Origin of the sequence: Pseudomonas helmanticensis, assembly GCF_900182985.1 — a bacterium.
Lineage (GTDB): Bacteria > Pseudomonadota > Gammaproteobacteria > Pseudomonadales > Pseudomonadaceae > Aquipseudomonas > Aquipseudomonas helmanticensis.
Window position 1 is genome coordinate 1,397,458 of record NZ_FXUY01000002.1, and the last position, 17,796, is coordinate 1,415,253.

At 59.3% G+C, this 17,796-nt stretch carries 19 protein-coding genes and 1 tRNA gene; 14 read left to right on the top strand and 6 right to left on the bottom strand.

All coding sequences use genetic code 11. The features are described from left to right. The first annotated feature begins 8 nt into the window (after positions 1–8). From phrB to QOL84_RS29100, 8 genes are read left to right on the top strand one after another with little or no spacing between them, the layout of a single operon-like run. Positions 9–1,451, top strand: coding sequence for a deoxyribodipyrimidine photo-lyase (phrB, locus tag QOL84_RS29065; RefSeq protein WP_283439435.1), 1,443 nt, complete (start codon positions 9–11; stop codon positions 1,449–1,451). Continuing rightward, positions 1,444–1,866, top strand: coding sequence for a nuclear transport factor 2 family protein (locus QOL84_RS29070; RefSeq protein WP_283439436.1), 423 nt, complete (start codon positions 1,444–1,446; stop codon positions 1,864–1,866). Before phrB ends, QOL84_RS29070 begins: the two co-directional genes overlap by 8 nt. Beyond that, complete coding sequence (locus QOL84_RS29075; RefSeq protein WP_129395480.1) at positions 1,863–2,645, top strand: SDR family NAD(P)-dependent oxidoreductase; 783 nt, start codon at positions 1,863–1,865, stop codon at positions 2,643–2,645. Before QOL84_RS29070 ends, QOL84_RS29075 begins: the two co-directional genes overlap by 4 nt. Beyond that, complete coding sequence (locus QOL84_RS29080; RefSeq protein ID WP_283439437.1) at positions 2,642–3,889, top strand: NAD(P)/FAD-dependent oxidoreductase; 1,248 nt, start codon at positions 2,642–2,644, stop codon at positions 3,887–3,889. The genes QOL84_RS29075 and QOL84_RS29080 overlap by 4 nt, the downstream gene beginning before the upstream one ends. Continuing rightward, complete coding sequence (locus QOL84_RS29085) at positions 3,886–4,701, top strand: DUF1365 domain-containing protein (protein ID WP_283439438.1); 816 nt, start codon at positions 3,886–3,888, stop codon at positions 4,699–4,701. The genes QOL84_RS29080 and QOL84_RS29085 overlap by 4 nt, the downstream gene beginning before the upstream one ends. Then, a complete protein-coding gene (locus QOL84_RS29090; protein ID WP_283439439.1) occupies positions 4,688–5,953 on the top strand; it encodes an SAM-dependent methyltransferase in 1,266 nt (421 codons plus the stop codon). Before QOL84_RS29085 ends, QOL84_RS29090 begins: the two co-directional genes overlap by 14 nt. Beyond that, positions 5,946–6,437, top strand: coding sequence for a DUF2878 domain-containing protein (locus QOL84_RS29095; protein WP_283439493.1), 492 nt, complete (start codon positions 5,946–5,948; stop codon positions 6,435–6,437). The genes QOL84_RS29090 and QOL84_RS29095 overlap by 8 nt, the downstream gene beginning before the upstream one ends. A 52-nt stretch (positions 6,438–6,489) precedes the next feature. Then, positions 6,490–6,795: a YkgJ family cysteine cluster protein gene (locus QOL84_RS29100; protein WP_283439440.1), complete on the top strand. Its 306-nt coding sequence runs from the start codon at positions 6,490–6,492 to the stop codon at positions 6,793–6,795. A gap of 128 nt (positions 6,796–6,923) precedes the next feature. On the opposite strand, the gene QOL84_RS29105 is transcribed toward QOL84_RS29100, so the two are convergent. The 6 genes from QOL84_RS29105 to hemA form a co-directional block, all read right to left on the bottom strand. Further along, positions 6,924–7,442, bottom strand: a complete 519-nt coding sequence (locus tag QOL84_RS29105; RefSeq protein ID WP_283439441.1) for an acyloxyacyl hydrolase — start codon at positions 7,440–7,442, stop codon at positions 6,924–6,926. 112 nt (positions 7,443–7,554) lie between these two features. Next, positions 7,555–8,346: a glutamate racemase gene (murI, locus tag QOL84_RS29110; RefSeq protein WP_283439442.1), complete on the bottom strand. Its 792-nt coding sequence runs from the start codon at positions 8,344–8,346 to the stop codon at positions 7,555–7,557. After that, on the bottom strand, positions 8,339–9,094 hold the full coding sequence (locus QOL84_RS29115; protein WP_283439443.1) for a molybdopterin-synthase adenylyltransferase MoeB: 756 nt from the start codon (positions 9,092–9,094) through the stop codon (positions 8,339–8,341). Before QOL84_RS29115 ends, murI begins: the two co-directional genes overlap by 8 nt. After that, positions 9,088–9,918 carry a peptide chain release factor N(5)-glutamine methyltransferase gene (gene prmC, locus QOL84_RS29120; protein ID WP_283439444.1) on the bottom strand — a complete coding sequence of 277 codons (831 nt, stop codon included), beginning with the start codon at positions 9,916–9,918 and terminating at the stop codon, positions 9,088–9,090. The genes QOL84_RS29115 and prmC overlap by 7 nt, the downstream gene beginning before the upstream one ends. Next, positions 9,919–11,001 carry a peptide chain release factor 1 gene (gene prfA, locus QOL84_RS29125; protein WP_129395489.1) on the bottom strand — a complete coding sequence of 361 codons (1,083 nt, stop codon included), beginning with the start codon at positions 10,999–11,001 and terminating at the stop codon, positions 9,919–9,921. It lies immediately after the preceding gene. Continuing rightward, the gene (hemA, locus tag QOL84_RS29130) at positions 10,998–12,284 is read right to left on the bottom strand and encodes a glutamyl-tRNA reductase (protein WP_007951716.1); all 1,287 of its coding nucleotides are present in this window, start codon (positions 12,282–12,284) and stop codon (positions 10,998–11,000) included. The genes prfA and hemA overlap by 4 nt, the downstream gene beginning before the upstream one ends. A 350-nt stretch (positions 12,285–12,634) precedes the next feature. Between hemA and QOL84_RS29135 the strand changes: the two genes are divergently transcribed. The 6 genes from QOL84_RS29135 to QOL84_RS29160 all read left to right on the top strand — a co-directional run bounded on the left by QOL84_RS29135 (position 12,635) and on the right by QOL84_RS29160 (position 17,678). Next, the gene (locus QOL84_RS29135) at positions 12,635–14,359 is read left to right on the top strand and encodes a tetratricopeptide repeat protein (RefSeq protein WP_129395490.1); all 1,725 of its coding nucleotides are present in this window, start codon (positions 12,635–12,637) and stop codon (positions 14,357–14,359) included. Between the two features lie 3 nt (positions 14,360–14,362). Further along, entirely contained in the window at positions 14,363–14,980 is a 618-nt protein-coding gene (gene lolB, locus QOL84_RS29140; protein WP_212621055.1) for a lipoprotein insertase outer membrane protein LolB, read from the top strand. Positions 14,981–14,983: 3 nt separating this feature from the next. Next, positions 14,984–15,835: a 4-(cytidine 5'-diphospho)-2-C-methyl-D-erythritol kinase gene (ispE, locus tag QOL84_RS29145; RefSeq protein WP_122844635.1), complete on the top strand. Its 852-nt coding sequence runs from the start codon at positions 14,984–14,986 to the stop codon at positions 15,833–15,835. Positions 15,836–15,871: 36 nt separating this feature from the next. Further along, positions 15,872–15,946: transfer RNA gene (locus QOL84_RS29150), tRNA-Gln, on the top strand. A gap of 45 nt (positions 15,947–15,991) precedes the next feature. Further along, positions 15,992–16,933 (top strand): ribose-phosphate pyrophosphokinase, encoded by a 942-nt coding sequence (locus tag QOL84_RS29155; RefSeq protein WP_003171603.1) that lies wholly within the window; start codon positions 15,992–15,994, stop codon positions 16,931–16,933. Between the two features lie 142 nt (positions 16,934–17,075). After that, positions 17,076–17,678: a 50S ribosomal protein L25/general stress protein Ctc gene (locus QOL84_RS29160; protein ID WP_129395493.1), complete on the top strand. Its 603-nt coding sequence runs from the start codon at positions 17,076–17,078 to the stop codon at positions 17,676–17,678. Positions 17,679–17,796: the final 118 nt, after the last annotated feature.

The following is a 17,796-nucleotide window of genomic DNA, read 5'->3' on the forward strand; positions in this document are numbered from 1 at the left end:
ATTCCGACATGCAATTGATCTGGCTGCGCAGCGACTTGCGCCAACACGACAACACCGCCCTTTCGGCTGCCGCAGCGCGCGGCCCGACGGTGGCCGTGTACCTGTTGAGTCCACAGCAATGGCTGGAACACGACGATGCGCCGTGCAAGGTCGACTTCTGGCTGCGCAATCTCAAGGAGCTGAGCAAAAGCCTCGGCGAGCTGAACATTCCCTTGTTGATTCGCACCGCAGCGCATTGGGATCAGGCTCAGGCCGAACTGCTCAAGCTGTGCCAGCAACTGAAGATTGAAGCGCTGCACGTCAATGAAGAATATGGCGTTCACGAGAGCCGTCGCGATGCCGCCGTGGCCGAAACCTTGAAAGCCGAGGGCATCGAGTTTCACAGCTACCTCGATCAGTTGCTGTTCAAGCCCGGCACCGTGCTGACCAAGACCGACACCTACTTCAAGGTCTTCAGCCAGTTCAGAAAGGTCTGTTACGAGCGTCTGCATCGCTCGATGCCGGCGCGGGTCAAGGCACCCGGCAAGCAGGCGAAACTCAAGATCGACAGCGACCCGATTGCTGATTCGGTAGAAGGCTTCACTACCCCGAGCGAATCCCTGCAAGCCCTTTGGCCAGCGGGTGAAAAAGAAGCCCAGCGACGCCTCGACACCTTCGCTGACGCGCAAATCGACTACTACAAAAGCGAACGCGACTTCCCGGCCAAACCCGGTACCAGCCAGCTTTCAGCGTATCTGGCCGCCGGCGTGATCTCGCCGCGCCAATGTCTGCACGCCGCGTTGCAAAGCAATCAGGGCGAATTCGAGAGCGGCAAGGTCGGCGCCGTTACCTGGATCAACGAACTGCTCTGGCGCGAGTTCTACAAGCACATTCTGGTCGGCTACCCGCGCGTCTCCCGCCACCGCGCCTTCCGCCCGGAAACCGAAGCGCTGGCGTGGCGTGATGCGCCGGACGAACTCGCTGCGTGGCAAGAGGCGCGCACCGGTCTGCCGATCATTGACGCTGCAATGCGCCAACTGCTCGAAACCGGCTGGATGCACAACCGCCTGCGCATGGTCGTGGCGATGTTCCTGACCAAGAACCTGCTGATCGACTGGCGCGAAGGCGAACGCTTTTTCATGCGCCACTTGATCGATGGCGACCTGGCGGCGAACAACGGTGGCTGGCAATGGAGTTCATCGACCGGCACTGATTCGGCGCCGTATTTCCGCATCTTCAATCCGTTGAGCCAGTCGGAAAAATTCGACAGCGAAGGCCTGTTCATCAAGCACTGGCTGCCGCAACTCGCAGGTCTAAACAAGAAAGAAGTACATAACCCGGCCAGCGCCGGTCTGTTCGGTGCCGCCGACTACCCGGCGCCGATCGTCAATCTGAGCGCTTCACGGGAACGGGCGCTGACCGCGTTCAAGAACCTGCCCTCGCGTCAGGCTGGCGGAGACGATCATGAGTGAATTCCTGCAGCGCTTCGCCCGGCAATTTTCAGCGTTGAACAAAGACAACCTGCAACGCCTGGGCGAGCTCTACAGCGATGACATTCATTTCACCGACCCGCTGCACGAAGTTCAGGGCCTGGCGCAATTGCGCGATTACTTCAGCGAGCTGTACGCCAACGTCAGCGAACTGCATTTCGACTTTCACGGTTTCGACCAGATCAGCGAGGGCGAAGGCTACTTGCGCTGGGTCATGCGTTATCGCCACCCGCGCCTGGCCAATGGCCGGGAGATCAGAGTCAGCGGCTGCTCGCACCTGCTGTGGCGCGACAAGGTTTATCGCCATCGGGATTATTTCGATGCCGGGGCACTGCTTTATGAACATTTACCCGTATTGGGCCGGGTGATCGCTTGGCTGAAAAGGAGAATGGGATGAGTCGTACAACTCCACGGCGTTATTGGTTGACCGGAGCCAGCAGTGGCATCGGCGCGGCGCTGGCTGAAGAGATATTGAAAACCGGTGCGCACCTGGCAGTCAGTTCACGCCAGATCGCACCGCTCAAAGTGTTGGCGCAACGCTATCCGGGACAGGTATTGGTGGTCCCGGGGGATTTGACCAACAGCCAGACCGTGCGCGAAATCGGCCAGCAGATCGCGGAGGACTGGGGTTCGCTCGACAGCGTCATCCTCAACGCCGGAACCTGCGAATACGTCGATGCCAAGCAGTTCGATGCCTCGATCATCGAACACGTGGTGCGCACCAATCTGCTCGCCAGCAGTTATTGCATCGAGGCCGCCCTGCCGCTGCTACGCCAAGGCACGGCGCCGCATCTGGTCGGCGTGGCCAGTTCGGTGACCTATCTGCCGCTGCCTCGGGCCGAAGCCTACGGGGCATCGAAGGCCGGGTTGCGTTACCTGTTCGAATCGCTGCGCATCGATCTTGCCGACGAAGGTATTGAAGTCACCGTGGTCAGCCCGGGATTTGTCGAGACGCCGCTGACCGCCAAAAACGATTTCCCGATGCCGCTCAGTTGGCCTGTGGATAAAGCCGCACGGCACATCTTTGCCAAGCTCAAGGATCGGCCACTGGAGATCGCTTTTCCGGCCCTGTTCATGGCGGCGCTCTGGCCGTTGTCGAAACTGCCCGCGCGCGTGCAACTGGCCATCGGCAAACGCATGGTGCGCAAACCACCACCACAAACGGATCTGGCATGAAGATCGCCATCGTCGGGAGCGGGATCGCCGGGTTGACCTGCGCCTACCTGCTCAATCGCCGACACGAGATCACGGTGTTCGAGGCCAGCGACTGGGTCGGTGGCCACACGCATACCGTGGAGGTCACCGTCGAGGGCCGGCAGTACGCCGTGGACACCGGTTTCATCGTGTTCAACGACTGGACCTACCCGAACTTCATTCGCTTGCTGGGCCAACTGGGCGTGACGTTCAAACCGACCGAAATGAGCTTCTCGGTGACCGATCCGGACACCGGCCTGGAATACAACGGCAACAACCTCAACAGCCTGTTTGCCCAGCGCAGCAATCTGTTGTCGCCAGGGTTTTGGGGCATGTTGCGTGACATTCTGCGCTTCAACAAAGAAGCCCAGCGCGACCTTCTCGAATTGCGTATCGCCGCCGACATGACGCTCGATGATTACCTCAAGGCTGGCGGTTATGGCGAGCGTTTCATCCTGCATTACATCGTGCCGATGGGCGCGGCGATCTGGTCGATGCCGATGGCCGAAATGCTTGATTTCCCGCTGCAGTTCTTCGTGCGTTTCTTCAAGAACCACGGGCTGCTGTCGGTCAGTGATCGTCCGCAATGGCAAGTTATCGAGGGCGGCTCCAGCGCCTACATCGCGCCATTGACTGCTTCGTTCAAAGACAGGATTCGCCTCAACTGCCCGGTCAACCGGGTCGATCGCGACGTGCACGGCGTGGTTATCCACAGCCCGGCGGGCATCGAACATTTTGACCAGGTGGTATTTGCCTGCCACAGCGATCAGGCCCTGCAATTGCTCGCCAGCCCGAGCGATGCCGAACGCGAAATCCTCGGTGCCCTGCCCTACGCCGACAACGAAGTGGTGCTGCACACCGACACGCGCCTGTTGCCCACACGGAAACTGGCGTGGGCGAGCTGGAATTATCGCCTCGGCGGATCCGGCCATACCCAAGCCGCGGTCACCTACGACATGAACATTCTGCAAGGCATCCAGAGCGACACCACGTTCTGCGTCAGCCTCAACCAGAGCGCCGGCATCAGCCCGTTCAAAGTGCTGGCCAAGTACACCTATGCGCACCCGCAATACAGCCTCGCGGCGGTCGCGGCACAAAATCGCTGGGGCGAACTCGATGGCGCACACCACACGCATTATTGCGGCGCCTATTGGGCCAACGGTTTTCATGAAGACGGCGTGGTCAGCGGTTTACGCGTGGCCGCAGCCTTCGGGGAAACCTTATGAACAGCGCCCTGTACAGCGGCTGGATCGGCCATCGGCGTTTCTCGCCGCGTCGGCATGAGTTCCGCTATCGGATCGGCCTGCTCTATCTCGACCTGAGCGAGCAGGATGCGGTGCTGGCGCTGTCACCGCTGGCGGGGCGCAGCCGCTTTGCGCCGTTCTCGTTTCGCGAGACAGATTACCTGAAGACCTTTACCGGTCGCGGCGTGCGCCTGATCGATGCCGTGCGCCAGCAGGTTGGCGCAGCCATCGGTCATGCGCCGCAAGGCACGGTCTGCCTGCTGACCCAGGCGCGCAGTTGGGGCTTGTCGTTCAATCCGGTGAGTTTCTTTTATTGCCACGAGGCCGACGGTCAACTGGCAGCGATTGTCTGCGAAGTCACCAACACGCCGTGGCGCGAGCGCTATCACTACGTGTTGCCGGCACGCGCACCGATCAATCCGGGCAATGTTCATCAGCACTTTGCCGTGGCAAAGGCGTTTCACGTTTCACCGTTCTTGCCGCGCGATCTCGAATACCGCATGAGCTTCAGCCCTGCCGCGCAAACCCTCGGCGTGCACATGGCTGACTGGCAGGGCGAACACAAACTGTTCGACGCCACCCTCAACCTGCAACGCGAAACGCTCGATCGCCCAAGCTTGCACCGTTACTTGCGGCGTTTCCCGTGGATGACCGCGAAAACCGCTCTGGCGATTTACTGGCAAGCCCTGCGCCTGTTGCTCAAGCGCGCGCCGATCTTTGCTCATCAGGCTGCCGACGGCAGCTTTCAAACCGCCACTGTGCCTCCCAAGGAGCACCGCCATGAAATCCTCTAGCCTGTCGGTCAGTCGGCTCAGCACTAACGGTTTGACCGGTTCGCTGCTGCGCCGGGGCGTCTTGCGCCAACTCGGTCAGCTCAAACACGGGCAATTGATGGTGTTCGAAGACGGCGAACAAATGCTCTTCGGTACGCCCGGCAGTGCGCTGCTGGGGGAAATTCACATCACCGACCCGGCCGTTTGGGGGATGGTTGCCAGCAGTGGCTCGATTGGCGCCGGCGAAGCGTTTATTCATGGCTACTGGAGTTCACCGGATCTGACGGCGGTGGTGCGCGTGTTTGTCAGCAACCTGGAAGTACTCGATGCCATGGAGGGCGGCCTCGCCCGCCTCGGGAGGCCATTGGTGCAAGGCCTGCACTGGCTCAATCGCAATACGCGCAAGGGCTCGCAGAAAAACATCGCCGCGCATTACGACCTCGGTAACGATCTGTTCGAGCAGTTTCTCGACCCGACCATGATGTATTCGGCGGCACAGTTCCTCACGCCCGAAGACAGCCTCGAGCAGGCGCAGTTGAACAAACTCGAACGCATCTGCCAGAAACTCGCGCTCAAGCCCAGCGATCACTTGCTGGAAATCGGTACCGGTTGGGGCAGCATGGCGCTCTATGCCGCGCAGAATTACGGTTGCCGCGTGACCACTACCACGCTGTCGAAAGAGCAGTTCGCCTTTACCGCGCAACGCATCGAACAGCTTGGCTTGCAGCAGCAGGTGACGCTGCTGTTGGAGGATTACCGCGACCTCAGCGGCGAATACGACAAACTGGTCTCGATCGAGATGATCGAAGCGGTCGGCCACCGCTTCCTGCCGACCTACTTCAAACAGTGCGCGCACCTGCTCAAGAGCAACGGACTGATGCTGATCCAGGCCATCACCATCCGCGAGCAACGTTACGAACAGGCCAAGCGCGGCGTCGATTTCATCCAGCGCTACATCTTCCCCGGCGGCGCCCTGCCGTGTGTGCAAAAGATGCTCGAGATCGTCAGTCGCGACACCGACATGAACCTGCTGCACATGGAGGATTTCGGCCTGCATTACGCGAAGACCCTGCGCCTGTGGCACGAGAACTTTCGCCATGCCCACGGTCGCTTGAGCGAACTCGGCTACGACGATTACTTCCTGCGCCTGTGGGAGTTTTACCTGTGCTACTGCGAGGGTGGCTTCCTTGAGCGCACCATCGGCACCGCGCAACTGTTGCTGGCCAAACCCGAGGCAATGCCGGCGCCATTGCTTGGCCGCTTCGATGCTTGAGCGTTGCGCCAATGCGGCATTGTTCCAGATTGGCTGGCTGGCCTGCGTGCTTGGCGGCAACAGCATGTGGTTACTGCTGGCGCTGGCGGTGCTGGTGATTCATCTGTGCTGGATCAGCAGTTGGGCGGCGGAAGGTCGGCTGATTCTCAGCGTGGTAGTTGTCGGCACGGCGCTCGACAGTATTTTGCGCGGTCTGGGTGTGTTCAGGTTCGACGACCTGTCGCCGCTGATTCCACTGTGGTTGATGCTGCTCTGGGCGTTGCTGGCGACCACGCTACGCCATTGTCTGCAATGGAGCGCCCGGCCGTGGTGGCTGGCCAGCGCGCTCGGTGCGCTCGGCGGTGCGTTGTCGTATTACGCTGGCGGGCGACTGGCCGGCGTGCAATTCCCCTATGGTGAACTGCCGACGCTGATCGCGATCGGGCTGATCTGGGCGCTGGTGTTTCCGCTGCTGCACACGATGGCGCGACGCCTGAGTCAGTGAGCGTCTGTCAGGCCTTTCACACAGGGCCCGGCCACTGCCTTACACTGCCGCCATGAAAACCATTCCCCATCATCAAATCGCTGAACCGGCGGTCACTTGCTCGACGTGCGCCGCCTGCTGCTGTCAGCTCGAAGTGATGCTGATCACCGACACCGGCGTGCCTGATCGCTTTATCGATACCGATGAGTGGGGCGGTGAAGTGATGCTGCGTCTGGACGACGGCTGGTGTGCAGCGCTGGATCGCGACACGATGATGTGCACGATCTATGAGAAACGTCCGCTGATCTGCCGCGAGTTCGAAATGGGCGCGCCGGAATGCATCGAAGAACGCCAGGGCATTACGACCGCTTACCGCTGACCTCAAGAACACCCCAAAACAAATGTAGGAGTGAGCCTGCTCGCGATAGCGGTGAGTCAGTCAATATATGTGTGACTGACACACCGCTATCGCGAGCAGGCTCACTCCTACAGGGTTATGCGTACGACTTACAACGGCATCGTGTAGTGCAGCGCGTAACTTTCTACGCCGTCGTTATCACTGGCCAGGCCGGCGTTGGAATAGTGCGTTGCCCGGATCCCGACTTCATGCCCGCCATTGAAGCGCAGACCAAAACCGAGACGGTCTTCGAACTGGAAAGAACCGCCAATGTTGTTGCTTTCATACTTGGTGTTGGAGAACGCAGCCACACCAATGCCCGCTTCGATATACGGCTTGACCGATTGACCGGCAAACTCGTAAACGAATACCGGCGAGAACGACAGGCTGTTGTTGCTGGAGGTCTTGTCACCTTCCCAGTAGGTGTAAGCACCGCTCCAGTAACCGGTCAGGCGACCAACGTCGCTCTGCAGCCAGCTTTTGTCCCAGTCGAAATTCATCCCCAGGCGGTAGGTCATGGTCGAATCGCTGGTGGCCCCCACCGCAAATTCAACACCTGCGGCTTGTGCAGTAAAACTTTGCCCCATCAGTGCGGCCGCAATCGCGGCCAAGCAGAATAGTCGCTTCACTTTGAAACTTCCTTTTCCGGAACGATCGTTTGGTTTTCTAGATAACTCTTCGCTATAGAAGCTAGCGCCTGCTTAGAAGTTCAGCTGATTTTTTAGTTATTTCACATTTTTTTTACAAGCTGAATTTTTGCACTTCGTCCGCTGTTTGCCCCAGTAGCGGCAGGATGTTTTTGAAGTACGCAGGATCGGCGCTGGTCCAGAATCTGACCGGCTGGTTCGGCCCGTCAGCGAGCAGATCGCGCTCAGCCAGCAGACGCTGAAGTTGCCGCGCTACGGCGGCGCCGGTATCGATCAGGCTGATGTCCTCGGGGATCATCGTCTTGAGCATCGGCTTGAGGAAAGGATAATGCGTGCAGCCCAGGATGATCGTGTCGCAACCACTGGCCAACAGTGGCTCGACATAACTCTGCAGCAGCGTGCGCAACGCCGCGCTGTGCAGGTCACCGCTTTCAATCAGCTCGACCAGACCGGGGCATGGCTGGGTAATCACCCGCACATCGGTAGCAAAGCGATCGAGCAACGCGGCGAACTTGGCACTCTGCAATGTGCCGGTGGTAGCGAGCACGCCGACTACACCGCTGCGGGTGGCGGCGGCGGCAGGCTTGACCGCAGGCTCCATGCCGACAATCGGCCAGTCGGGAAAATCGCGGCGCAGATCGGCGACACCGGCAACGGTCGCGGTATTGCAGGCCAGCACCAACGCCTTGGCGCCCTGCTCGCGGAAAAACCCGGCCATCACGCTGCAGCGCTGGCGGATGAATTCCGGGGTTTTCTCACCGTAGGGAATGTGCCCGCAATCGGCGACATAGAGCAGCGACTCATTGGGCAGCAAGCGCTGGATTTCCGCGAGGACCGACAAGCCGCCGACGCCGGAATCGAATACGCCAATGGGCGCTTCACGCATGGCGCGGGCCACAGACGCTGCAACCCGGATCGCGCTTGACCCGCAGTTCACGAAAACGCGAACCCAATGCATCGATCAGCAGCAAGCGACCGACCAGAGGCTCGCCAAAACCGACCAAAACTTTCAACGCTTCCAACGCCTGAAGGCTGCCGACCAGTCCCACCAGCGGCCCGACTACACCGGCCTCGCTGCAAGTCAGTTCAGCTTCGCTGCCGTGGCCGTACAAGCAGTGATAGCACGGGCTCTCGGTGCGACGCGGGTCGAACACCGACAACTGTCCTTCCAGACGAATCGCTGCGCCGCTGACCAGTGGCTTTTGCGCAGCCACGCACGCGGCATTGACCGCTTCGCGGGTGGAGAAATTATCGGAACAATCGAGCACCAGATCCACCGCAGTCACGGCTGCGGCGAGAGAATCCTCGTCCAGCGCCTGACGATGGGCGATCAATTGAATCTCGGGATTGATCGCGGTCAGACGCTTGAGCGCCGAGTCGACCTTGCTCATGCCGACGCTGTCGGTGTCGTGGATGATCTGGCGTTGCAGGTTGGTCAGGTCGACCGTGTCGAAATCCGCCAGATGCAATTCACCGACACCGGCCGCTGCCAGGTACAAGGCCACCGGTGCGCCAAGGCCGCCGAGGCCGACGATCAGCACGCGGCTGTCCTTGAGTTTCAACTGGCCATCGATGTCGATGTGTTGCAGCAGAATCTGCCGGCTATAGCGCAGCAATTCCTGATCATTCAGCACGGCAGGCGCCCCAGACTGATGCGTTGATGGCCGCCCAGATCGGTGCGGCTGTGGACTTCTTCGAAACCGCGCGTCAGCAGCAAGTCACGGACAGCTTCGGCTTGATCATAGCCGTGTTCGAGCATCAACCAGCCAGCGGCCTCCAGATACTCCGGCGCTTGGGCGACGATCAAGCGCAGATCATCGAGGCCGTCTTCACCGGCGATCAGTGCGCTGGCTGGTTCGAAGCGCACGTCACCCTCGACCAGATGCGGATCGGCGGCGGCAATGTAGGGCGGGTTGCTGATGATCAACTGGAAACGCTGACCTTCCAGCGCGCTGAACCAATGGCTGCTCAGCACCGTGGCGTTGTTCAGGTGCAGGCGCTGACGATTGCGCTCGGCCAAGGCTACGGCTTCGAGCACACGATCCACCGCCGTGACCTTCCACGCCGGACGTTCGCTGGCCAAGGCCAATGCAATCGCGCCGCTGCCGGTGCCGAGGTCGAGCACTGTGGCTGGCGTCGCGGGCAGCAATTCCAGCGCCGCTTCCACCAGTAATTCAGTGTCCGGGCGCGGGATCAGCGTGTGCGGTGCGACTTCCAGATCGAGTTTCCAGAAACCCTGCTGACCGAGAATGTAGGCCACCGGCTCACCGCCACGACGACGTTGCAGGTATTCGGCAAACGTCAGCGCGGCTTCACTCGGCACGATGCGCTCGGGCCAGGTGTGCAGAAAACTGCGCGACTTGCCCAGCGCAGCGGCAAGAAGCAATTCAGCGTCCAGGCGAGCGGTGGGCGAGTCCGGCAGTTCGGCGGCGCGCAACAGGCTGGCAATGATGGTCATTTATTCACCTATCGCTGCGAGTTGGTCAGCCTGGTATTCGGCCAGCAACGGCTCGATGACCGCTTCAACGCCACCGGCGAGAATTTCATCCAGAGAGTACAGAGTCAGGTTGACGCGATGGTCAGTGACTCGCCCCTGAGCAAAGTTGTACGTGCGAATGCGCTCGGAACGGTCGCCGGAACCGACGAGCAATTTACGCTCGCTGGCGATGGCATTGGCCGCCGCTGCGGTTTGCTGATCGTTGAGCTTGGCCGACAACCAGGCCATCGCCCGGGCACGGTTTTTGTGCTGGGATCGCTCTTCCTGACACTCGACGACGGTGCCGGTCGGAATGTGCGTGATGCGGATCGCCGAGTCAGTGGTGTTGACGTGCTGACCACCGGCCCCGGAGGAGCGGAACGTGTCGACACGCAGATCCGCCGGGTTGATCTCGATGGCTTCGCGCTCGTCCGGCTCAGGCAACACCGCCACGGTGCAGGCCGAGGTGTGGATACGGCCCTGGGATTCGGTAGCGGGTACACGCTGTACGCGGTGCGCGCCGGATTCGAATTTCAGCTTGCCGTAAACGTTGTCGCCTTCAATGCGGGCGATGACTTCTTTATAGCCACCGTGTTCGCCTACGTTTTCCGAGAGGATCTCGACGCGCCAGCCACGGCGCTCGGCATAACGCGAGTACATGCGGAACAGGTCGCCGGAGAAGATCGCCGCCTCATCGCCACCAGTGCCAGCACGAATTTCGAGGAAGACGTTGCGGCCGTCATTCGGGTCCTTGGGCAGCAGCATGCGTTGCAGGTCGGCTTCCAGAGTGATCAGCAATTCCTTGGCTTCGCGGACTTCTTCCACGGCCATTTCGCGCATGTCCGGGTCGCTGTCCTTGAGCAACGCCTGCGCGCCTTCGAGATCGCTTTGTACGCCGAGGAGCTTTTTATAGCCTTGGACGATCGGCTCGAGTTCAGCGTATTCCTTGGAATAACCGCGAAATTTGGCCTGATCGGCAATGACTTCGCCGTCGCCGAGCAGCGCGGTCAGTTCCTCGAAACGGTCCTGGAGGATGTCCAGCTTATTGAGCAGTGACGCTTTCATTGCGGTTTTTTATCCGAAAAGCTATCCGGTGAGCCCTCGAGGGCAAAGAGTTCCTGGGCCATGGCCAGCGCATCGAGGCGGCCTTCGGCAGAAAGCTTTTTCAGTTGCACGCTCGGGGCATGCAACAGTTTATTGGTCAGGCCACGGGCCAGTTGCCCGAGCACGTCTTCGGCGTTGCCGCCGTTGGCCAGCAGGCGCAGGGCTTTTTGCAGCTCTTCGTCGCGCAGGCGTTCGCTCTGTTGACGATAGGCCTTGAGCACATCGACCGCCGCCAGCTCGCGCAGGCGCACCATGAAATCATCGGCGCCGACCGAGACCATCTCTTCGGCCGCTTGCGCAGCGCCCTGACGGCTCTTGAGATTTTCGGCAACCACTTCGTGGAGATCGTCGACGCTATACAGGTAAACGTCGTCCAGTTCGCCGACTTCCGGTTCGATATCCCGGGGAACAGCGATGTCGACCATGAAGATCGGCTTGTGCTTGCGCAACTTCAATGCGCTTTCCACCGCGCCCTTACCGAGAATCGGCAACTGACTGGCGGTCGAACTGATGACGATGTCGCTGCGCACCAGTTCTGCCGGAATGTCCGACAGCAGCACCGCGTGGGCGCCGAACTGTTCGGCGAGCAGACTGGCGCGCTCCAGCGTGCGGTTGGCAACGACAATGCGCTTGACGCCCAGCTCGTGCAAATGGCGGGCGACTAAAGTGATGGTCTCGCCGGCGCCGATCAGCAGGGCCTGGCTGCGTTGCAAATCACTGAAAATCTGTTTCGCCAGGCTGACGGCAGCAAACGCCACGGACACCGGATTTTCACCGATTGCAGTGTCGGTACGCACCTGCTTGGCGGCATTGAACGTCGCCTGGAACAGTCGCCCCAGCAGCGGACCGATGGTGCCGGCCTCGCGGGCCACGGCGTAGGCCGATTTCATCTGGCCGAGAATCTGTGGTTCGCCAAGCACCAGCGAGTCGAGCCCGGAGGCGACGCGCATCATGTGACGAACTGCCGCATCATCTTCGTGCACATAAGCACTCGCGCGCAGCTCATCGAGGCTTAAATGGTGATAGTCGGCCAGCCAGCGCAGCACGATATCGGCAGAAAGCTGATCCTGTTCTATATAAAGCTCACTGCGATTACAGGTCGAGAGGATCGCAGCTTCGCGGCTGTCGGTCAGTCGGCAGAGCTGCTGCAAGGCTTCCACCAGCTGCTCAGGCGTAAAGGCCACGCGCTCGCGGACGTCTACTGAAGCAGTCTTGTGGTTGATACCGAGTGCAAGGAAGGCCATTCAAAGTCGCTGGTGGTGACGTGAAGCCGGCAATTGTCCTACTTCGCCAGATTCAGAACAACTATTGGATATCTATCGCCCTTATTGTATGCACCTTGTGCTGCGATCCATTCTCGTTCATGTACACACCACCCCCTGTGAGCTGCCGCAGGCTGCGATCTTTTGATTGATCGTTCCCACGCTCGGCGTGGGAATGCAGCCCGGGACGCTCCGCGTCTCAAACAACGTCAAAAGATCGCAGCCTGCGGCAGCTCCCACAGGGGCATCAGCGTAAATTGCCTGAGCGGTTATGTTTGGCCGAAAGCTTGTGTCATGATGATCCGACCGCAGGTTAGTCGTCCTCTTCCTATATGAATAGATCTTCCGCGTTGCTCCTCGCTTTTGTCTTCCTCAGCGGCTGCCAGGCCTTGGCACCCGTTTCGCCGGACGGTACGCCGCCGGTCGAAGACACCACGCCCGCGCCTGAAAAGCCCAAGGTTTACAGCTCGTTCAGCGAGGAAACCGTTTTCAGTCTGTTGAGCGCCGAACTCGCCGGCCAGCGCAATCGTTTCGACATTGCGCTGGATAACTACGTGACCCAGGCCATCAACACCCAGGATCCAGGCGTCTCCGAGCGGGCATTCCGTATCGCCGAATATCTGGGCGCCGATCAACCGGCCCTCGATACCGCGCTGATCTGGGCAAAAAATGCCCCGGACGATCTCGAAGCGCAACGCGCCGCCGCCGTGCAACTGGCGCGTGCCGGGCGTTATGACGACTCGATGGTCTATATGGAGAAAGTCCTGCAAGGCAAGGGCGACACCCATTTCGACTTCCTCGCGCTGTCGGCCGCCGATACCGATCAGGAAACCCGCAACGGTCTGATGAAAAGTTTTGACCGGTTGTTGCAGCGTCATCCGAACAACAGTCAGCTGATTTTCGGCAAGGCGCTGCTCCTGCAACAGGACGGCGACAACAAAGCCGCTTTGACCCTGCTCGAAGACCATCCGCCGGAAGAAGGCGAAATCGCCCCGATCCTGCTGCGCGCGCGTCTGTTGCAAGTGATGAACCGTGGTGACGAAGCGCTGCCACTGCTGCAGAAAAGCATCAAGAAGTACCCGGACGACAAGCGCCTGCGCCTGACTTACGCGCGCATGCTGGTTGAGCAAGACCGCATGGACGATGCCAAGGCCGAGTTCTCCAGCCTCGTTCAGCAGTACCCGGAAGACGACGAACTGCGCTACTCGCTGGCGCTGGTGTGCCTCGAAGCCAAGGCGTGGGATGAAGCCAAGGGTTATCTGGAAGACTTGATTGCCCGCGAAAGCCACGTCGATTCGGCGCACCTGAACCTCGGTCGCATCGCCGAAGAACGTAATGACCCGCAAGGCGCCCTCATCGAGTACGCCCAGGTCGGCCCGGGCAACGACTATCTGCCGGCGCAATTGCGTCAGGCCGATATTCTGATGAACAACGGCAAGACTGCTGAAGCGCAAAGCAAACTCGCCGCCCAGCGCGACGAGCAGCCAGATTACGCGATTCAGCTGTACCTGATCGAATCGGAAACCCTGTCGGCCAACAAACAGGACGACAAGGCCTGGAAAGTCTTGCAGCAAGCCTTGCTGCAATACCCGGACGATCTGAATCTGCTGTACACCCGGGCGATGCTCGCGGAAAAACGCAATGACCTGGCGCAGATGGAAAAAGACCTGCGCCTGATCATCAAGCGCGATCCGGACAATGCCATGGCGCTGAACGCTTTGGGCTATACCTTGTCCGACCGTACGACCCGCTACGCTGAAGCGAAAGCGCTGATCGAACAGGCGCACCAGATCAATCCGGAAGATCCAGCAGTACTCGACAGCCTTGGCTGGGTGAATTACCGCATGGGCAATCTGGACGACGCCGAGAAATATCTGCGTCAGGCGCTCGAGCGTTTCCCTGACCACGAAGTCGCCGCGCACCTCGGCGAGGTGTTGTGGACCAAGGGCAAGCAGCGTGAAGCCAAACAAATCTGGGGCAAATTCCTCAAGGATCAGCCCGACAGCACCATTCTGCGCAGCACCATCAAGCGCCTGACCGGATCCGAGACTCTTTAACTCATGTTTTTGCGCCACGTTATCGTTTTCAGCTTCATCGCCTTGCTCGCCGGCTGCTCGGGTTTTGGTACTCGCGAATCGGTCGAGGGCCACGGCAGCCCGGCTCAATGGGCGGCGAACAAACAGCAACTGAGCGGCCTCGATGGCTGGCAGATCGACGGCAAGATCGGCATCCGCGCGCCGAAAGATTCCGGTAGCGGCACGTTGTTCTGGCTGCAACGTCAGGATTACTACGACATTCGTTTGTCCGGCCCGCTGGGTCGTGGCGCGGCACGTCTGACCGGGCGTCCGGGCAAGGTGTCGCTGGAAGTCGCCAACCAGGGTCGCTATGAATCGCAGTCCCCGGAAGCTTTGCTCGAAGAGCAGCTTGGCTGGAAATTGCCGGTATCGAATCTGGCCTGGTGGGTGCGTGGCCTGCCGGCCCCAGACAGCAAAAGCCGCCTGAATCTGGATGCCGACAGCCGTCTGGCCAGCCTGGAACAGGATGGCTGGAAGGTTGAATACACCGCTTACACCGAACAAAACGGTTACTGGCTGCCTGAGCGTATCAAGCTGCACGGCACCGACCTCGACGTGACGCTGGTGATCAAGACCTGGCAACCGCGCAAGTTGGGGCAATAACGCATGACCGCTGCACGCCTGACCCTGCCCTCGCCGGCCAAACTCAACCTGATGCTGCACATTCTCGGTCGCCGTGAAGACGGTTATCACGAGTTGCAGACGCTGTTTCAGTTTGTCGACTACGGCGACGAAATCACTTTTGCCGTGCGCGATGACGGCGTGATTCAACTGCACACCGAATTTGCCGGCGTGCCGCATGACAGCAACCTGATCGTGCGCGCGGCAAAAATGCTTCAACAACAGTCCGGTTGTACGCTCGGTATCGACATCTGGATCGATAAAGTACTGCCCATGGGCGGCGGCATTGGCGGTGGCAGCTCAAATGCGGCGACGACTTTGCTCGGTCTCAATCATTTGTGGCAGCTGGGTTGGGATGAAGATCGCCTGGCCGCGCTGGGTCTGTCGCTCGGCGCCGACGTACCGGTTTTCGTCCGTGGCCACGCGGCTTTCGCCGAGGGCGTGGGCGAGAAACTCACCCCGGTGGATCCCGAAGAACCGTGGTATCTGGTGCTCGTACCGCAAGTCTCTGTTAGTACGGCAGAAATTTTTTCCGATCCTTTGTTGACACGTAACACGCCGCCCATTAAAGTGCGCCCCGTTCCCGAGGGAAACAGTCGAAATGACTGCTTGCCGGTGGTTGCAAGGCGTTATCCAGAAGTACGTAACGCATTGGATTTGTTAGGTAAATTTACCGAAGCAAAACTCACCGGAACTGGAAGTTGTGTGTTTGGGGGCTTCCCAAGCAAAGCTGAAGCTGATAAAGTCTCGGCCCTTCTGACAGAGACCCTTACAGGGTTTGTAGCGAAAGGCAGCAACGTTTCGATGTTGCACCGCAAGCTGCAAAGTCTGCTCTAAAGGAACCAAGTGCTCGGCACTTGATGCAACAGATACAGGGGCGTCGCCAAGCGGTAAGGCAGCAGGTTTTGATCCTGCCATGCGTTGGTTCGAATCCAGCCGCCCCTGCCATTTTCTATACTCATCCAGGTTACCCTCAGCCTCTAGGTACTGCGCGTGTCCAAGATGATGGTCTTTACGGGGAACGCTAACCCCGATCTGGCTCGGCGTGTTGTACGTCAGCTGCATATCCCTCTCGGTGACATCTCTGTCGGTAAATTTTCCGACGGCGAAATTACCGCCGAGATCAATGAAAACGTTCGCGGTAAAGACGTTTTCATTATTCAGCCGACTTGCGCTCCGACCAACGATAACCTGATGGAACTGGTAGTGATGGCTGATGCCTTCCGCCGCTCCTCGGCTACTCGTATCACTGCTGTTATTCCTTATTTTGGTTATGCCCGTCAGGATCGCCGTCCGCGTTCCGCACGTGTGGCTATCAGCGCGAAAGTCGTCGCTGACATGCTTACCGTAGTCGGCATCGACCGTGTTCTCACGGTTGATCTGCATGCTGACCAGATTCAGGGTTTCTTCGATATTCCGGTAGATAACATCTACGGCTCCCCGGTTCTGGTGGATGACATTGAAGATCAGCGCTTCGAAAACCTGATGATCGTTTCCCCGGACATTGGTGGCGTCGTGCGTGCACGTGCCGTTGCCAAATCCCTGGGCGTGGATCTCGGGATCATCGACAAACGCCGTGAGAAAGCCAATCACTCTGAAGTGATGCATATCATCGGTGATGTCGAAGGGCGTACCTGTATTCTGGTCGATGACATGGTCGATACCGCCGGCACTCTGTGCCACGCGGCGAAGGCCTTGAAAGAGCATGGCGCAGCCAAGGTCTTTGCCTACTGCACACACCCTGTGCTGTCGGGTCGGGCCATCGAGAATATCGAAAATTCCGTGCTGGACGAGCTGGTGGTGACCAACACCATCCCGCTGTCCGCGGCTGCACAAGCCTGTGCACGTATCCGTCAACTGGATATCGCACCGGTTGTTGCCGAAGCGGTTCGCCGCATCAGCAATGAAGAATCGATCAGCGCGATGTTCCGTTAAGGGCCCTGCCCTTCTCGAAATGTCTCGTTGACGAAAAGCGCCCCGCCCCGGCATTCCTGCCGGGGCGGGGCTTTTTTGCCCATACCGTGTTTGGCGCTGGTCGCAAACGCCACTCCGGTCATGGCTATATTGGAGATACACAATGAACGATTTTACTCTGAATGCTGAAGTGCGTTCCGACCTGGGGAAAGGTGCGAGCCGCCGCCTGCGTCGTCTCGCAAGCCTGGTTCCAGCTGTAGTTTACGGTGGCGAAAAAGCCCCTGAATCCATCAGCATGCTGGCTAAAGAAGTTGCCAAACTGCTCGAAAACGAAGCGGCTTACAGCCACATCATCGAGCTGAACGTTGGCGGCACCAAGCAGAACGTAATCATCAAAGCTCTGCAACGTCACCCGGCTAAAGGCCACGTGCTGCACGCTGACTTCGTACGCGTTGTCGCTGGCCAGAAACTGACCGCTATCGTTCCTGTGCACTTCATCAACGAAGCTGCTCCAGTGAAGAAAGGCGGCGAGATTTCGCACGTTGTTGCTGAAATCGAAGTGACCTGCCTGCCGAAAGATCTGCCTGAGTTCATCGAAGTCGATCTGGCTGACGCTGAAATCGGTTCGATCATTCACCTGTCGGACCTCAAAGCTCCTAAAGGCGTTGAGTTCGTTGCTCTGGCACACGGCGATGACAAGGCTGTTGCCAACGTCCACGCTCCACGTGTTGCTCCAGAAGCTACCGAAGAAGGCGCAGCAGAGTAATTCACTCTGTCATGCCTGAGTGAGCAAGTAACATCGCGGACTGGAACGTAGCGAGAAAGCGGGCGGGAACGCGGAGTTTACATCATGGTAAATGAGCAATTTTCGTCCACTTTCGCCG

What these genes read in the sequence shown, in the direction of transcription:
- QOL84_RS29090 (WP_283439439.1), top strand. Translation starts at nt 4,688, where the DNA reads ATGAAATCCTCTAGCCTGTCGGTCAGTCGGCTCAGCACTAACGGTTTG.
- hemA (WP_007951716.1), bottom strand. Translation starts at nt 12,284, where the DNA reads ATGGCCTTCCTTGCACTCGGTATCAACCACAAGACTGCTTCAGTAGAC.
- QOL84_RS29075 (WP_129395480.1), top strand. Translation starts at nt 1,863, where the DNA reads ATGAGTCGTACAACTCCACGGCGTTATTGGTTGACCGGAGCCAGCAGT.
- QOL84_RS29070 (WP_283439436.1), top strand. Translation starts at nt 1,444, where the DNA reads ATGAGTGAATTCCTGCAGCGCTTCGCCCGGCAATTTTCAGCGTTGAAC.
- QOL84_RS29095 (WP_283439493.1), top strand. Translation starts at nt 5,946, where the DNA reads ATGCTTGAGCGTTGCGCCAATGCGGCATTGTTCCAGATTGGCTGGCTG.
- QOL84_RS29135 (WP_129395490.1), top strand. Translation starts at nt 12,635, where the DNA reads ATGAATAGATCTTCCGCGTTGCTCCTCGCTTTTGTCTTCCTCAGCGGC.
- prmC (WP_283439444.1), bottom strand. Translation starts at nt 9,918, where the DNA reads ATGACCATCATTGCCAGCCTGTTGCGCGCCGCCGAACTGCCGGACTCG.
- prfA (WP_129395489.1), bottom strand. Translation starts at nt 11,001, where the DNA reads ATGAAAGCGTCACTGCTCAATAAGCTGGACATCCTCCAGGACCGTTTC.
- QOL84_RS29080 (WP_283439437.1), top strand. Translation starts at nt 2,642, where the DNA reads ATGAAGATCGCCATCGTCGGGAGCGGGATCGCCGGGTTGACCTGCGCC.
- QOL84_RS29085 (WP_283439438.1), top strand. Translation starts at nt 3,886, where the DNA reads ATGAACAGCGCCCTGTACAGCGGCTGGATCGGCCATCGGCGTTTCTCG.
- phrB (WP_283439435.1), top strand. Translation starts at nt 9, where the DNA reads ATGCAATTGATCTGGCTGCGCAGCGACTTGCGCCAACACGACAACACC.
- QOL84_RS29100 (WP_283439440.1), top strand. Translation starts at nt 6,490, where the DNA reads ATGAAAACCATTCCCCATCATCAAATCGCTGAACCGGCGGTCACTTGC.
- QOL84_RS29160 (WP_129395493.1), top strand. Translation starts at nt 17,076, where the DNA reads ATGAACGATTTTACTCTGAATGCTGAAGTGCGTTCCGACCTGGGGAAA.
- ispE (WP_122844635.1), top strand. Translation starts at nt 14,984, where the DNA reads ATGACCGCTGCACGCCTGACCCTGCCCTCGCCGGCCAAACTCAACCTG.
- murI (WP_283439442.1), bottom strand. Translation starts at nt 8,346, where the DNA reads ATGCGTGAAGCGCCCATTGGCGTATTCGATTCCGGCGTCGGCGGCTTG.
- lolB (WP_212621055.1), top strand. Translation starts at nt 14,363, where the DNA reads ATGTTTTTGCGCCACGTTATCGTTTTCAGCTTCATCGCCTTGCTCGCC.